The organism is Parendozoicomonas haliclonae (assembly GCF_900174585.1).
GTDB classification, from domain to species: Bacteria; Pseudomonadota; Gammaproteobacteria; order Pseudomonadales; family Endozoicomonadaceae; genus Sansalvadorimonas; species Sansalvadorimonas haliclonae.
On sequence record NZ_FWPT01000013.1, the window covers coordinates 28,509 to 43,763 of the forward strand.

Consider the following 15,255-nt stretch of genomic DNA (forward strand, 5'->3'; position numbering starts at 1 on the left):
TTACGCTGAACCAACCTCCCGACTGATACGATTGTCAGGAATACTGACGCCTCTGTCTGAAACCGTCTTTTGCCGTCAGAATCCATACAGCGAATACTATTCAACAGCACAGGGGCAATGCCATGGACTCACCATCCCGCTCCTCGCAGGCCTTGGAGCTACCTTGCACTTCAGCTCTGCCTAATGAGCCCAGCCCCAGACGAGTCATGGCCAATGGCCGCTACTGGCAGGTGACTGAGGGTGCTCCCATCCTGTGTGTGGTCTGTCGTGAAAGCGTTGCTACCACCACAACCCGGTGTACCGATATCACTCACGCTGTCTGCCAACCCTGTGATGACAGCATTCTCTTCCCCAGACAGTGCAGCCTCTGCCGCTCCGAAACAATTGATGAAAACAAACACACAACCGTTCAGGAATGCCTTCAGGCACTGGCCGATCAGGTCACCTTCCGATGCACAGAAAAAGAGTGTCTTTGGCAGGGACAATTCCGCGATATTCCCCGACATGTCGCATCCTGCGAGAACCACATCTATCTCTGCCCCAACAACCATTATGGCTGTAAGGAAAAAGATACTCTGAGCCAGCTGCAGGAGCATGTTCTGGCCTGTTCCTACCGGGAGGAAAACTGTACAGAGTGCGGAGGTACATACGCGCTGGCCTTCCGGGAAAATCATCAGAATGTCTGTGAAAAATTGCCACTGACCTATGCCATCACCATGCAACGAAAAGATTGGCAGAACACTTTTGCTCAGGTTCAGGATGGCGAGATAAAGAACACCTTGATGCCAACTCTCCAGTCTGCGCTGTCAGAGGAGAACTGTGTACTGTATGAGAAGCGGTGCCGCTATGAGTGCGGATTTATTGAAGGAAACAGCATCTCTCTGGAAGCCCATCTAACCATCTGCCCGGAAAGCACTGCAGAATGTGGCTACAAATGCGGAGCCTTCGCTAAGAGGAAACTGCTGCATGAGCACTACCAGCACTGTGATGAAGCACCAGTCTCCTGCCCAAGAGGTTGCACAACCATCCAGTACAAGAGAATTGATATCCTCTCCGGGCTCCACGAGATCCAGTGTTCCAATGTGCTGGTGCCATGCACCTACTGTCAGGATAACTACCGAAGGATTGAACTCGTTCACCATGAGAAGAATTGCCAGAAGCGTTCTCTGACATGCCGTCATTGCAAGGAGCTTATCCTGTTTTCTGATAAGCCCGGGCATCTTGACCATTGCAGCAAAGCCGCACCATTCACTCTGGCGGGCTACCACTACTCTGTTCAGGAACAGTCAGATGGCACAGTCTTTCAGCGGACCAGTGAGAATCAGATCAGCCATATCTGTATTCCTGTCGCTTCCCATGTACTGCTCGACTGGCTTTGCAAGAACCATATAGAGTTGAGCAGTTTGATCGGATCAGACAAAAATACTTTTTCATTTACACTAAATAGCGGAACCTATTCGCTTTCCATTACGCCAGAGGGATTGCACAGCACCAAAAATGACGACCGACGCATGCTCAATATCTTCCTTCTCACCGAAAAGGGAGCCTTTTTTTCTAACATTTTTACGGTTGTAGGAGGGCATCGTAACAAGACCTATACGCTTAATCATACTATGAACACAATTGATGACCCCCTTCGGAAAAGCCTGATCAAAACTCTCAGCAAATATGGACCCCACATTAGGCTGTATCTGATTCTAAGCTGCGCGTCTTACCCAACCTTGTTTCCTAATATGAAACCACCCGCCCGCTATAGAACGCCAAAACCTCAAAGTTCAACCAAAGGCAACTCGCCTTTCTAAAGCTCAGGCTTTATCCAATAAAAAAACCGCACACTGCCTTTCAGCAATCTGCGGTTTTAATCGGCCAGACCAAGAGCGCTTTATTCGCTCAGGGCTGTTTACTAGCTCAAGGCTGTTTACTCGCTCAGAGCAGCAAGCACAGCCTTGGTGATGTCTTCAACAGAGCCAACACCTTCAACACGGTGGCACTTCACCTTACCGTTGTTCTCAGCCATTTCGGTGTAGAAACCGACCAGTGGCTTGGTCTGCTCGTGGTAAACCGCCAGACGGTTACGCACGGTCTCTTCCTTGTCGTCATCACGCTGAACCAGCGGCTCGCCGGTTTCGTCGTCGATGCCTTCAACCTTTGGTGGGTTGTAGATCACGTGATAAGTACGGCCGGAAGCCAGGTGAGCACGACGGCCACTCATACGCTTAACGATCTCTTCGTCTTCAACGGCGATTTCCAGAACGTGATCAATATCCACGCCAGCATCAACCATGGCCTGGGCCTGAGGAATGGTGCGCGGGAAACCGTCAAACAGGAAGCCCTTGGCACAATCATCCTGAGCGATACGCTCTTTCACCAGATCGATAATGATGTCATCAGATACCAGCTGACCGGCATCCATAACCGCTTTCACCTTGAGACCCAGCGGTGTTTCGTTCTTGATGGCAGCACGCAGCATGTCACCAGTAGAGATCTGGGGAATACCATACTGTTCGGTAATGAAACGAGCCTGGGTTCCCTTACCAGCGCCTGGTGCGCCCAGCAGAATCACACGCATGAAATACGCTCCTGAAAGCCTTTTATCCTTGAGAGATAAGCTGTCTGCCAGTGAGAACTTGCTACCGGCAGCGCTGAAACGGGCAACAATACACAGTCATCCTGTGTAACTCAAGCACGGGAGGTGTCCACAACGGCCAGAGAACACTGACCGCCGTGAACACTCACTAACATCAACCGGTATTACGCATACCGGCAGCAATACCGGTAATGGTGACCATCAATGCCTGGTCCCGTTCGGACAGAACCGCCTCGGGAACATGGCGGGCACGGAACAGCAATTCGGCCTGCAGATAGTGCAGCGGATCCGAATAAGGGTTGCGTAATTCGATCGACTGCCGCACCCACGGATGACCACCAGTCAGCTCGCCGCCTTTCAACTCTGTGGTGACCTGCACCGCATCGCTAAGCAGAATACGCAGTTTCTCGCCAAGATACTGCAGTTCTTCCGGCACCAACCGCTGATCATAGTAGGCCGCGATATCGGCATCAGTCTTCAGATACACCATCTCCAGCAGGTCCATACGGGCGCTGAAGAATGGCCAGTTAGCCATCATATCTCTCAGAACATCTTCATCACCGCGGGCAATAGCCTTACGCAAAGCCACACCACTGCCCAGCCAGGCCGGCAGCATCAAACGGTTCTGACTCCAGGAGAAGATCCACGGAATCGCCCGCAGGCTTTCCACACCACCGTTCGGGTTGCGTTTGCTGGGTCGGCTGCCCAAAGGCAACAGGCCCAGCTCCAACTCTGGCGTGGCCGCGCGGAAGTAAGGCACAAAGGCTTCTTCTTCCCGCACCATACCGCGATAAACCGCCAGCGAGTCTTCGGCCAGATGATTCATCACTTCACGCCATTCCGGCTTCGGCTCGGGCGGAGGTAGCAGTGTCGCTTCCAAAGTGGCGCTGGCATAAAGCGCCAGGCTCTCCTCGGCAATGCGAGGGAAGCCAAACTTGAAGCGAATCATCTCGCCCTGTTCGGTAACCCGCAGATGGCCATTCACCGATCCCGGCGGCTGGGACAAAATCGCCTTGTGGGCAGGGCCACCGCCCCGGCCGACAGTACCGCCACGGCCGTGGAACAGGGTGAGACTGACACCCTTCTCTTTACAGAGATTGGTCAGCCCTTCCATCGCCCGATACTGGGCCCAGGCTGCAGCCATCTGCCCGGCATCCTTGGCGGAGTCGGAATAACCCACCATCACCATTTGTTTGTGAGCGGCGTAATCCCGGTACCAGGGCAGATCAAGCAGAGCATGAATACTGGCCTCGGCCCCTTCCAGATCAGCCAGGGTTTCAAACAACGGCGCGACCGGCATATTAAATGGGCAGCCGGACTCCCTCAGCAGCAGGATCACACCCAGCACATCAGATGGCGTACTGGCCATGGAGATAATATAAGGCCCCAGACGTTCCTGTTCCTGCTGGGCAATCACCCGGCAGGTATCCAGTACTTCCTGCGAATCCGCAGATGGCTGCCAGCGCGGTGAAATCAGTGGTCGTACGCTGTTCAGCTCGGCAAGCAAAAAGGCCTGCCGTTCTTCTTCGCTTGCCTCGGCATAATCCGGCAGCCCCAGATAACGGGTCAGTTCCGACAGCACCTTGGTATGCCGTCCGGACTCCTGACGAATATCCAGCCGCACCAACCCCAGGCCAAAGCTGCGGGCACGCCAGAGCATATCCCGCAAGGCGCCTTTAGCAATCAGGCTCATACCGTTGGCGCACAGGGAGTCGTAACAGGCCTGTAGTGGCTCAATCAATTCGGCATCCCGATGCAGAACACCCCGATCATCCGGGTGTTCGCCATTCAGACGCTCTTCACACCAGGCCCGGGTAATCTTCATGCGCCGGCGCAGCTCACGCACGATAACGCGATAAGGTTCGCTTTCCCCTTCGCCGGTCATCTGTTCAGCCAATGCCTGCAGCTCCGGCGTACATTCCGGCATGGAAAGTTCAGCCGACAGTGCTTTCAGATCACGGACAAAAAGATCCGCAGCCATCCAGCGGCCATTAAGCAGAACACGCTCGGTCACTTTGGCCGTCACATTCGGGTTGCCGTCCCGGTCTCCCCCCATCCAGGAAGAGAATTTGATCGGCATGGCGGTGGTCGACAGCCCTTGACCCGTCTCGGCTTCAAGACGCTTGTCCAGTCGATTCAGGAAACGGGGAACGGCTGTCCACAAGGAATGTTCAACGGTGGCAAAACCCCAGCGGGATTCATCAACTGGTGTTGGGCGGTTATCGCGGATCTCATTAGTGTGCCAGATCTGGCTGACCAATTGCTGCAGGCGCTCTGTGGCTTCTTCACGCTCACGGGGCAGAAGGTCACTGCGATCCAGCTCACCAAGACATTGAATGATGCCGGTGAATTTCTGGATAACCGTACGGCGGGTCACCTCTGTGGGGTGGGCAGTCAGGACCAGCTCCACTTCCATATCCTGCACATGGCGATGCAGGGTATCCGCGTCGATCTGGTTATTTTTCAGATGGGTAAACAGTTCTTCGAGGTGGTCAACGGCTTCGCCGACCTGTTCCCGATGACGGGAGACCACATGGTATTGCTCGGCCAGATTGGCCAGATTCAGAAACTGGGTAAAGGCACGGGTAACCGGGAGAAGCTCATGGTCAGAAAGGCTATGAAGAAAATCAAGCAGTTGTTTGTGAGCGTCTTCATCGCCACTCCGGGCGGTTTTCGATAACCCCCGAATTTGCTCGATCTTGTCGAGAAAGTCCGTTCCCAGATGCCCCTCTATCGCATTACCCAACAATTCCCCCATCAGGTGGACATTCTGCCGCAATGCTGCATGCTCATCCGTTAAGGCGCTTTCGTTTGTGGCCATACGGGACATCCCTCATTATTGGATCGATTTTATCTGGTTGTTGCCGCAAAAATATCCCAAAAACCTGAAAAACACACGCGAATCCTACCGTCCAAACCTTAATAAGCTCCTTAATCAACCCCCTAATCAATCAGGAGGCGTGCGCAATTCAAACGTTTGCTCAACACGCCAAAGATACACCCTGATCTAGGCATTTATACGAAACACAACAACAAACACCGGTAAAAAAAACCAAAGCAATAGCGAGAATGCCATTTTTTGCAGTCCATCCCAAAATACCCACAAAAAGCCAAGGGTTATATATTTTCCCGCAAGTTGTCCGACTCCTGAAACGCAACGTTTGGATGGCAACTCTGATATTAGGTAACGGTGAATGAAGTTCAAACCATTAGTCCTGGCCATGTTGGTGGCGGGGGCTACCCTTCCCCTCACTGCCATTGCGGCAGATGCTTACAATGCAAGCCAGTCATATCCTGCCGGAGAACAAGTGTCTTACGGCGGCAATATCTATAAAGCCAAGTGGTGGGCAAACCCGGGCCAGTCTCCTGCAGACAGTGTTGAAAACGCATGGGACACCCCATGGGAACTGGTAGGCCCTGATGAAGGCGGTCCAGACCCTGACCCTCAGCCAGATCCTGATCCAGAACCACAACCCGATCCGGATCCCGAGGAACCTGAAGAGCCACCGACGGGTGACTTCCCAGCCTACAAAGAAGGTACCAAATACAACAGTGGTGATGTCGTTCTCGCTGATGGCAAGCTGTATCGCTGTAAAGAGGGTGTTGCAGCATGGTGTTCCGGCGCTGGCTGGGCCTACGCACCTGGAAGCGGTACCGCCTGGGATATGGCCTGGGAACTGAGCGACGGCACAAAGCCTCCTAAGCCAGATCCTGATCCGAATCCGAACCCTGATGGCGACGGTGACGACACCAAGCCACCAGTGGATGGCGACTATGAGATGACCCGTGAAGAGCTGGAAGCCAAAGAGAAGGAAGTCACCAGTTCTCCAGAGATTCAGTCAATTCTGCACAGCGTGCGTACGCTGGACAACGCACTGGTTGAACAGGTGAAGCCTGGCGCGGCGTCTAACCCTGCCAACGTGAAGCGCGTAGAAGCGCTGATGGATGCCGAGGATTGGGAGTTCCTGTTCCCTGAGCGTGCGCCTGAGTACACCTACGAGGGTTTCCTGAAAGCCGTAGCCAAGTTCCCGGCTTTCTGTGACGAGTACACCGATGGCCGAGACTCCGACGCCATCTGTCGTAAGTCTCTGGCGACCATGTTCGCTCACTTTGCTCAGGAAACCGGTGGCCACACCGCATGGTGGGATGTACCGGAATGGCGTCAGGCCCTGGTTCACGTGCGTGAAATGGGCTGGGATGAAACCATGATGGGTGGTTACAACGGCGAATGTAACCCGGATGTTTGGCAAGGTCAGACCTGGCCATGTGGCAAGCTGCCAAACGGTGAGTTCAAGTCCTACTTCGGACGTGGCTCCAAGCAGCTGAGCTACAACTACAACTACGGTCCGTTCTCCCAGAAGATCTACGGCGATGTCCGTACACTGCTGGATAACCCTGAGTTGGTTGCTGATACCTGGTTGAACCTGGCGTCTGCTGTCTTTTTCTTTATGCAGCCACAGACGCCTAAGCCATCCATGCAGGACGTGATCAACGGCACCTGGCAGCCAAATGAAGTAGATCTGAGAGCCGGTCTGGTACCAGGTTTTGGTGTCACTACCATGATCATCAACGGTGGTGTTGAATGTGGTGGCTCTGTTGAAGTTCAGCAGTCCGTTAACCGCATCAGCTACTACCAAGAATTTGCCAAGCACTTCAACGTGCCTGTGCCGGCTGATGAGAAACTCGGCTGCTCCAATATGCTGCACTTTGATGCGGGCGGTGCCGGCGCAGTGAACACTTACTGGGAAATGGACTGGAGCTGGAACCCGGAGACACCTGACAACAAGAGCTACGCCTGTCAGCTGGTTGCCTACCAGACGCCACACTCTGTGTTGATCGAAGGTGACTATGCCAAGTGCGTACAGAAGAACTTCCCTGACGTTGTTATTGTCGACTAAACGGGTTGTTTATCTGAACTTATGCTGAGGCATTAACCATAAGGCCACAACGAGATATCGTTGTGGCCTTTTTTCTTGTCTTAACTCTGCCTTAAGTCGGCGTCGGTATGGTGCGGGTATCTTCTGTAATCGAGACCCAACCCCATGCCCTGTCAATTCTGCCACCACCCTGCATTTACTCCCGTATCCAGCAAAGATGCTAAAACCGGCCAACCGCTTCCTGTCGGCATGTGCGATGGCTGCGGACTGGTTCAGGTGATCAACATGCCTTCTGAGGAAGAGCTGAACAGCTACTATCGGGAAGATTATCGACAAGATTATAAAGGCGTCATCACCCCAAGAGCCGAACATGTCTTCCGTGCTGGCAACATCGCCCTCGAACGGCTTGACCTCCTCTCCCGGGCTGACCTGTGGAGCGGTCGCCTTCTGGATGTCGGCGCTGGCGGTGGCGAGTTCACTTATCTGGCTTCCCGGATGGGATATACCGCAACCGGAGTGGAACCAAACAAAGGTTACTCAGGGTACGCCAAGGAGACCTATGGCTGTGATATCAGAACCGGATACCTGCAAGACATAAAAGGTCGTTACGACATCATCACCCTGTTCCATGTTCTGGAACATCTGCGTGATCCTGTCGCAGCATTCGCACACCTGCACTCCCTATTGAATCCACAGGGCCATCTGTTGGTAGAAGTGCCGTGGATCGAAACCAAAGATGCATCACCCAACAATATTTTCTTTCGGGCGCACCTTTATTACTTCAGCATTGAAACACTGAAAGCCGCGGCCAGCCGCCACTTTGAATGTGTGCAGATTGACACCCGAGCCAATCTGAAAATCTTGTTCCGATCCCGCAGGGTTCCGGCTATGCTCACGCTGCCAGACAGCCAATCGGTTTCTGCTTTGCGAATGCGCCTGAACAGCAAAGGCTGGATGGAGTACCTGTTTGCCGGGGGCGGATTGATCAAACCTTTGCGCAAGCAGATACAACGTTTCCAAGAGCGAAAAGTCCGAGGTCTGCATGCTCGCAGCATCCTCGACAGACTCCTGTCCCCAACCCGAAAACATTGCCATGTGCACTCCGCACAGAGCCTGCCACAACCATGAAGATCCTTCTGATTGAAGATGATGAACTCATCGCTCAGGGTATAGTCTCCGCTCTCAGCAATGACGATACCCAGGTAATCCATTGCCCGGCGGCACAGCCTGGATTGCAGCTTATCCACAGTCCGGAACAGCGTCCTGATCTGGTGATTCTGGATCTGGGCCTGCCGGATAAAGACGGCATGGACGTGCTGGGGGAAATCAATCATCCACACCATCAAACAAATCATCTGCCGGTGCTGGTACTGACTGCCCGGGACACCCTCGCGGAGAAGGTTCGGGGGTTGGACAGAGGTGCGGATGATTATCTCACCAAGCCGTTTGAACTGGAGGAACTGCAGGCCCGCATCCGTATGCTGGCCCGCCGTTTCAAATTGACCAGCCACCCCTGCCTTAAAATCGGTCAGGTCACGCTGGACACTGCCAGTTATACGGTCACCGTTTCCGGGCAGACACATCCGCTACCCCGAAGGGAGTTTGCTTTGCTGCAGACACTGATGGAAAACCCGGGCCGAATATTCTCCCGTGAACATCTCATTGACCGTATGTATAACTGGGATGAAGAGGTCAGCAGCAACTCCGTGGATGTACATATTCACAATCTCCGGAAAAAAGTAGGCACTGACTTTATCCGTTCCATTCGCGGCGTAGGCTGGCTGGTTTGATGCGACATCCTTCTATCTACCGTTTTTTGATGATCGGTCTGCTATCCACCATGGGATTGGCTGATCTTATGACGATGGCTTTCAGCTACCGGCAAAGCTTTCTGGAGTCCGAAGAATTGCAGGATGCCCAACTGGTGCAGTACGCCCGTGCACTGAGCATGCTCAGTGCCTTTCCTGATAACAACCAGCCTCATAAGCCCGGACAAATCATTACGGTACCGATACAGATGCCACCGGAAGACTGGCAGGGTGATCCCGCAGGCGTAAAAGGACACAAGTACGAAGGCAAACTGTTTTTTAAAATTTATCGGGACGACCAAAACAATAAGACACTGTTGGCCCACTCCGTCAGCACACCGGACTTCCATAAATTCCCGCTCCGGGAAGGCTTTCGCACATTGACGACAGCGGGTCAGGACTGGCGAACCTTCTCGCTTTATCTGCCGGAGAAAAACATCTGGATTGTCACTGCCCAGCGGGGAGATATACGTCAGGAGATGGGAGACATCATTGCCTTTCAGGGAATTCTTCCAACCCTGTTCAGCCTGCCCGTGGTCTTCTTTCTAATTAACTGGCTGGTGCGTCGGGGACTCCGCCCGGTGAATCAAATGGCCGGAGAGATGGCACGAAGGCAGGCCACAGACCTGTACCCAGTCACGATTGAAAACCCGGTCAGAGAACTGGATCCTCTGATTACTTCCACCAATCAACTGCTGGCACGGTTATCAGAAGCTTTCCAGCGTGAACGCCGCTTTGTTGGAGACGCAGCCCATGAACTGCGCACGCCTCTGGCCGGGTTGGGGCTTCATCTGCAGATTGCCGAAAACCGCACTGGCGCAGAAAGAGATCAGGCCATTACCCGTGCTTTGCAGGGGCATAGACGTCTGGCCCGGCTGTTTGAACAACTGCTGATTCTGGCACGCACGACACCGGACTCTTATCAAAGTCATTTTCAGCGGGTCAATCTCAACAAACTCTGCCAGACAGCCATCGCCGACAACATTCACCCGATCCTTAATAAGCAGCAACAGATCACTCTGGAAGGGGATAAAGATATCTGGATATTGGGAGATGAAGCAGGACTGCTGATCATGATAAATAACCTGATTCGCAATGCCATGCTCTACACCCCAGAGGGTGGCACGATTCGCCTGCAACTCGATAACGCCGAGAATACTGTTTTGGACATCAGTGATTCCGGGCCTGGCATTCCGATTGAACAGCGGGAGCGAGTGTTTGATCGTTTTTATCGCATTGGCAGTGATCGCCATGCGTCAGGGGTCGAAGGTTCAGGGCTGGGACTGTCTATCGTGAAACATGTTGTTGATCTGCACCACGCCGACATAACTCTGGCTGATGCAGATCTTGGTGGTCTGAATGTGAAAATCAGATTCACCGAGGCAATTTAATCACACCGACGCTCAAGACTGTCCACACTGCGGAACATGACTGATCGCCAAAAAGCCGCTTCTGCTGGCTTACCGGCATGGCGGGCATCATTATCCTCGACGCCATGGTCATGGACGTCAGGAGTCTGCGAGGGTTTTAATTGAGGGCGCTGCTCATAATCGACAAAGCGCCCCGGCGGTGAGTTATGGCTGCATTGGTCATAAAACATATTGCCTTCATAGACAGAGGCCTTTTCATGGGCCAGCACATGCAGATAACTGCGTTCATTGTTATAACGGTTATTCACAAAGCCCACTCCGCACCGACTGACGGTTGCACTGTAAAGACTGATCTTGTGATAAGTGCGGAGCTTGCCGTCTGGATAGGTAGCACTGACCGGTACCGAGCGAGAATCCTGATAGGTCAGCTTGAGCCGGTATTCACAATTAATATTGAAGGGCGTTTTATCCTGGGGAGAGAGCTTTTCCCAGGAGCTGGCAGCAGCCTGAACGCTACTGCCAGCCATAGCTATTACAGCTAAGAATAATGTAGGAAGGTGTTGTTTCTGTGCGCTCATCCCTGACCCCAGTGTCCTGCCGTTATTCCATTAATAATCAGCTTAGACACCAAAGCCACAACATCCTCTATCCCTGTGTGGCCCGGCGAACAACCTCCCGATAATTTCCCGCCAGAGCGTGGGGATGCTCCTGGTAAAACCCGCGCTCGCGCACCATTTCATGCAACTGTTTCAGATGATAGCCCGGTACTGTCGGCATAAAGTGATGCTCACAGTGGTAATTAACAAAATGCGGGGCAAACAACATGCGCTCCCACCAGCGGGCCAGCGTCGTGCGAGTCGTCATACGCACATCATCCGACGACAGCTCCGGCATGGCTCCATGCTCAGCAATCTGACGAATACGGCTGATGGTCTGGAAAGGAATCAGATAAGCGCCCCACCACAGCAGGTACAGATAAGGCTGACCGAGAACCCAGAGCAACGTAAAGGCCGAACCATGAAAAACAATCAGATCACGGTAGTTGATCAGGGTCGTCCGTAGAATCTGCTCGCGGGTCAGGGCTTTCTTCTGCTGCCCCATGGCACGGGCATTTCCCACCCGCCCGGTGTTCACATACAACAGCATGGCCAGAAGAGATTTTACTCCGGATTGCCCGGTGAGATCCCGAAACAGCTTACGCTTGAAACGTTGCTTACTAATCGGGTAATCGCGGATATTGCCGACATCTGGATCATCATCTGTGCCGGTTTTGGTGTGATGGGTAAAGTGGTAGGGGCGGTAAAAACTCATCGGTACCAGCACAGGGATACCGGCCAGCCAGTGCCCGACCCGATCATTAAGTTTCTGGGAACTGAACCAGGATCGGTGCGAACAGTCATGCAGCAATATTCCCAGAGCCAGCTGTCGCCCGCCAATCACCAGCAGTGCCACCAGCACGGTGAAGACATTGGGACAAATTGCCACCAAAGCCATGGACGCGATAATCATTGCCCATGTTGTTAGAAAACCCAGCCAGGCCTTGCCATCATTTGCCTTCCTGAACTGATATTTTTCTTCTTGGGTCAGGTAGTCAAGCACGGGGGTACCTCGTTTCACAGTCAACGAATGACTATAGCAACTCCCCAACACCGGGATATGACCAATCCTGACAGTTTGCTAAACAGGATTTACCACTAACGCGTATATTCAGGTTCTTTCTAGCGACATATAATGCGTCTCCCTCCGCCCGTCCGGGCCCTTTGAGTGAGTATTGCCATGATTAAAGAAAATGACATCACCTGCACTGCCTGCAACGTCATGGACATCGGCACAATCATCCAGGAATCCGACACCCTTGCGCACATGCGTTTGAGCGGTGAAAACATGGACACCCTGCAACAAACTCTGACGGATCTGGCCCGTGAAGTGGAAAATGAGCCTTGCGAGATCAAGGTCATTGAACTGGATAATGGTGAGCGGGAAATGGCTTTTGATTTCTCCTGCGCGGCAGAGAAACTGATTTTTGAAATGCGCGCCCGTCGTCTGATGTAAGCCGTCAGTCTTTCCGGACTCCAAAAATAAACCCCGCACTTTGAACTCAGAAGTGCGGGGTTTATTTTTAATCGATTACCGGAACTTAGAGCTTATCCCACGCATCTTTCCAGTACTGGCTGCTGCCCGGTGCATAAGAGGCACTGGCACACCAGCCGGTATAAGGCCAAGGCTTGCACTGGTACGCACTGCCATCAGCTCCCAGTACAATATCACCATCTTTATAAGCGGTACCGGCCTGATAGAGTGGATAGTCTCCCGGAGGCGTCACACCACCTTCATCGCTAGCGCGCACCATAAACGACTGGTTAAGCATATCCTTGTCACCATCGTCAGCGGTCGCATTCACCGTCAGGGTGTGACTGCCTGTCTCGGCATTCTCAATCGTCAAAGCCAGCTCGCCCTGACTCTCGATAGCCGTGCTGGTTGTTGCGACTTCAATACCATTGTGAACGACAACTGCCTCAACAGTGACGGCTTCATTGGTGGTTAGCTGCAGAGCCAGCTCAACTGTGCCATTGCTGGCAACATACTCGGACTTCAGCCCTTCAACAGTCACTTCCAGCTCTGGCTGCGGTTCCGGCTCTGGTGTCGCGCCACCACAGCTGCTGTCACCGATCTTGCGCCAAACGCCCCACTCACCGGTTGTTCCTGGCTCTTCGCCCTGGGTCCACCAGCCGGCACGCCATTCGGAACCGTTATGAGACACCTCCGCGTCCGCCAGATACACCGCCTTCACATCCCAGGCATTGGTACAGGTAGAGCCGTCAGTCACTCTGACTTTACGGGTGGCCGTGACCGTCTGATCTGCGCTGTCAGTGACCGCATACTCCAGCTGATAGACGCCAACTGTCGCACTATCCACCTGACCGGTCACTTTGATGTCTGCTGTCAGATCACCATCTTCAGCATCAGAGGCACTCACACCAGCTAAAGGTGCGAAGTTGGCGTTCAGTTGCAGCGTGAGGTCTTTTACGCCGCTAAGAACCGGCTTCTCACTGTGAACATCAATCACCCGCTTGGCGGTCGTGGTATTGTTGTCGCTGTCGGTCACCGTGTAGGTCAGGCTGTAATCGCCGACCCGTGCCGTATTCACCAGACCGTCAACAACAATAGCGGAGGTCAGATCGCCATCTTCCTTATCCGTTGCGGATACACCGGACATCGGGTCAAAATTGCTGGCGTGCATAACCCGCTGGCTGATGACACCTGTCAGCACCGGCTTACCCGGAACAACCGGTGGAGGTACTGGCGTATTGCCATGAATAAATGAACCGTAATCGCGGATAAACTGCTCACCATAAGGCTGGCCGCTGGCATTAGTGCCCATATCCCAGTTCACCGACCAGGTCATCACGCCACGCAGCCCTTGGCCCTGCTTACTGAGACGATCAAAGGCGTTATACAAATCCTGTGGATCCTTGATAAAGCCGGTTGCCGCCGCATCAATATTGGCCGGGATACCAAACACCAGCTTGTTATGCGGAATCAGGGTGAAGTTGCGGGAACCATTCACCAGAGAGTCGGAAATGTAATAGATAAACTCTTCTTTCAGCTCATCATTGTTCTGGGCAATCCAGCCCACGCCATCAATCCAGAGGCCGTCCCCGCCCTGGTTATAAAACTGCGGGTTGATCCAGTCGTAGTAGCCTTCAAGGTTGGTAATGTAAGGCACATACTTGCCGCCTGACGTCAGATAAGGAAACTCCGGCGCCATGGTAATCAGGAAGTTTTTGCCCTGCTTGCGATAGTGATCCTTCACGATGCGCAGTGCGGCCGGAATGACAGTCTGGTTATCAGAGGCGGTCACTGCTGCCTGTTCCAGATCGATATCCAGACCATCAAAGCCGTAGGTTTCTACCAGACGAATAATCTCATCAGCAAACGGCTGCTCATCACCCGCCTTCAGCTCGATATGGGCATCGGCACCACCGAGTGCGATCAGAACAGAACGTCCCTGACTGTTCAGGTTGGCAATCTGATCTTTAAACTGCTGCTCACTCAAACCAATGGAAGGATCGAGTTTGAAGGTAGGAATACGGCCTTCGCTGGTGTCGTAGACCTTCATAAAAGAGACATCGACCACGTTGTACTGTGGATCAACCTCATCAAGGGTTACACAAGGCGCATTACCACCTTGATAGCCACCGCCATCGCACCAGTTGTGCCAGTAGCCTACAACAACACCGCCCTGCGGGTTGATCATATCCGCACCACTGGCGTAAGCCGGTGCCTGCATCGCAGCGATACCTGCAGCAACAGCCAACTGCAGTACTTTTAATTTCGACATATTTCTCTGCCAGTTCCAACACACCGTGGATAGTCACAAACCGAATGAAACCGGTTACATTAAGGTGAAGCCTAACAAAAGGTAGTTACTGCAACGTATGCGTAAAGCACGCAAGTGTGATCTGGTACACAACAGAATTTGTAATAGTATGTTGTTTCCTGCGAGAAGGCCGGGTGCGATGGGAGCCAGAACAGCCCCGTCATTGTTCATACAATCCACACTGTATCTGTGGAGAGCATCAGGTATAATCCCGCCTCATTTTTACCCCACA

11 protein-coding genes are annotated in these 15,255 nt (G+C 53.1%); 6 read left to right on the plus strand and 5 right to left on the minus strand.

Annotation, left to right across the window (positions count from 1 at the left end):
• Nucleotides 1-122: 122 nt before the first annotated feature.
• Complete coding sequence (locus tag EHSB41UT_RS21600; RefSeq protein WP_087112944.1) at nucleotides 123-1,802, plus strand: hypothetical protein; 1,680 nt, start codon at nucleotides 123-125, stop codon at nucleotides 1,800-1,802.
• A 116-nt stretch (nucleotides 1,803-1,918) separates the two neighbouring features.
• Here the strand turns inward: EHSB41UT_RS21600 and adk are convergent, their stop codons facing one another.
• Both adk and ppc read right to left on the minus strand, forming a co-directional pair.
• Complete coding sequence (gene adk, locus EHSB41UT_RS21605; protein ID WP_087112945.1) at nucleotides 1,919-2,569, minus strand: adenylate kinase; 651 nt, start codon at nucleotides 2,567-2,569, stop codon at nucleotides 1,919-1,921.
• A 172-nt stretch (nucleotides 2,570-2,741) separates the two neighbouring features.
• Nucleotides 2,742-5,408: a phosphoenolpyruvate carboxylase gene (ppc, locus tag EHSB41UT_RS21610; protein ID WP_087113024.1), complete on the minus strand. Its 2,667-nt coding sequence runs from the start codon at nucleotides 5,406-5,408 to the stop codon at nucleotides 2,742-2,744.
• Between the two features lie 373 nt (nucleotides 5,409-5,781).
• Between ppc and EHSB41UT_RS21615 the strand changes: the two genes are divergently transcribed.
• From EHSB41UT_RS21615 to EHSB41UT_RS21630, 4 genes are all read left to right on the plus strand, one after another.
• Entirely contained in the window at nucleotides 5,782-7,485 is a 1,704-nt protein-coding gene (locus EHSB41UT_RS21615; protein WP_087112946.1) for a glycoside hydrolase family 19 protein, read from the plus strand.
• Between the two features lie 144 nt (nucleotides 7,486-7,629).
• Nucleotides 7,630-8,592, plus strand: a complete 963-nt coding sequence (locus tag EHSB41UT_RS21620; RefSeq protein WP_087112947.1) for a class I SAM-dependent methyltransferase — start codon at nucleotides 7,630-7,632, stop codon at nucleotides 8,590-8,592.
• Nucleotides 8,589-9,254, plus strand: coding sequence for a response regulator (locus tag EHSB41UT_RS21625; protein ID WP_087112948.1), 666 nt, complete (start codon nucleotides 8,589-8,591; stop codon nucleotides 9,252-9,254). The genes EHSB41UT_RS21620 and EHSB41UT_RS21625 overlap by 4 nt, the downstream gene beginning before the upstream one ends.
• Nucleotides 9,254-10,663: an ATP-binding protein gene (locus EHSB41UT_RS21630; protein ID WP_087112949.1), complete on the plus strand. Its 1,410-nt coding sequence runs from the start codon at nucleotides 9,254-9,256 to the stop codon at nucleotides 10,661-10,663. Before EHSB41UT_RS21625 ends, EHSB41UT_RS21630 begins: the two co-directional genes overlap by 1 nt.
• On the opposite strand, the gene EHSB41UT_RS21635 is transcribed toward EHSB41UT_RS21630, so the two are convergent.
• Nucleotides 10,660-11,169, minus strand: a complete 510-nt coding sequence (locus EHSB41UT_RS21635; RefSeq protein WP_087112950.1) for a hypothetical protein — start codon at nucleotides 11,167-11,169, stop codon at nucleotides 10,660-10,662. The genes EHSB41UT_RS21630 and EHSB41UT_RS21635 overlap by 4 nt on opposite strands.
• A gap of 118 nt (nucleotides 11,170-11,287) precedes the next feature.
• Complete coding sequence (locus EHSB41UT_RS21640) at nucleotides 11,288-12,241, minus strand: fatty acid desaturase family protein (protein ID WP_087112951.1); 954 nt, start codon at nucleotides 12,239-12,241, stop codon at nucleotides 11,288-11,290.
• A 177-nt stretch (nucleotides 12,242-12,418) separates the two neighbouring features.
• Here EHSB41UT_RS21640 and EHSB41UT_RS21645 point away from each other — a divergent pair, with 177 nt between their 5' ends.
• A complete protein-coding gene (locus tag EHSB41UT_RS21645) occupies nucleotides 12,419-12,694 on the plus strand; it encodes a DUF406 family protein (protein ID WP_133060612.1) in 276 nt (91 codons plus the stop codon).
• Nucleotides 12,695-12,779: 85 nt separating this feature from the next.
• Here the strand turns inward: EHSB41UT_RS21645 and EHSB41UT_RS24975 are convergent, their stop codons facing one another.
• Nucleotides 12,780-14,984, minus strand: coding sequence for an immunoglobulin-like domain-containing protein (locus tag EHSB41UT_RS24975; RefSeq protein WP_087112953.1), 2,205 nt, complete (start codon nucleotides 14,982-14,984; stop codon nucleotides 12,780-12,782).
• Between the last annotated feature and the right edge of the window lie 271 nt (nucleotides 14,985-15,255).

Excerpts from the sequence above, each read along its gene's own strand:
- EHSB41UT_RS21630 (WP_087112949.1), top strand. The coding sequence starts at position 9,254 with ATGCGACATCCTTCTATCTACCGTTTTTTGATGATCGGTCTGCTATCC.
- EHSB41UT_RS21635 (WP_087112950.1), bottom strand. The coding sequence starts at position 11,169 with ATGGCTGGCAGTAGCGTTCAGGCTGCTGCCAGCTCCTGGGAAAAGCTC.
- EHSB41UT_RS21600 (WP_087112944.1), top strand. The coding sequence starts at position 123 with ATGGACTCACCATCCCGCTCCTCGCAGGCCTTGGAGCTACCTTGCACT.
- EHSB41UT_RS21645 (WP_133060612.1), top strand. The coding sequence starts at position 12,419 with ATGATTAAAGAAAATGACATCACCTGCACTGCCTGCAACGTCATGGAC.
- EHSB41UT_RS24975 (WP_087112953.1), bottom strand. The coding sequence starts at position 14,984 with ATGTCGAAATTAAAAGTACTGCAGTTGGCTGTTGCTGCAGGTATCGCT.
- EHSB41UT_RS21620 (WP_087112947.1), top strand. The coding sequence starts at position 7,630 with ATGCCCTGTCAATTCTGCCACCACCCTGCATTTACTCCCGTATCCAGC.
- adk (WP_087112945.1), bottom strand. The coding sequence starts at position 2,569 with ATGCGTGTGATTCTGCTGGGCGCACCAGGCGCTGGTAAGGGAACCCAG.
- EHSB41UT_RS21615 (WP_087112946.1), top strand. The coding sequence starts at position 5,782 with ATGAAGTTCAAACCATTAGTCCTGGCCATGTTGGTGGCGGGGGCTACC.
- ppc (WP_087113024.1), bottom strand. The coding sequence starts at position 5,408 with ATGGCCACAAACGAAAGCGCCTTAACGGATGAGCATGCAGCATTGCGG.
- EHSB41UT_RS21625 (WP_087112948.1), top strand. The coding sequence starts at position 8,589 with ATGAAGATCCTTCTGATTGAAGATGATGAACTCATCGCTCAGGGTATA.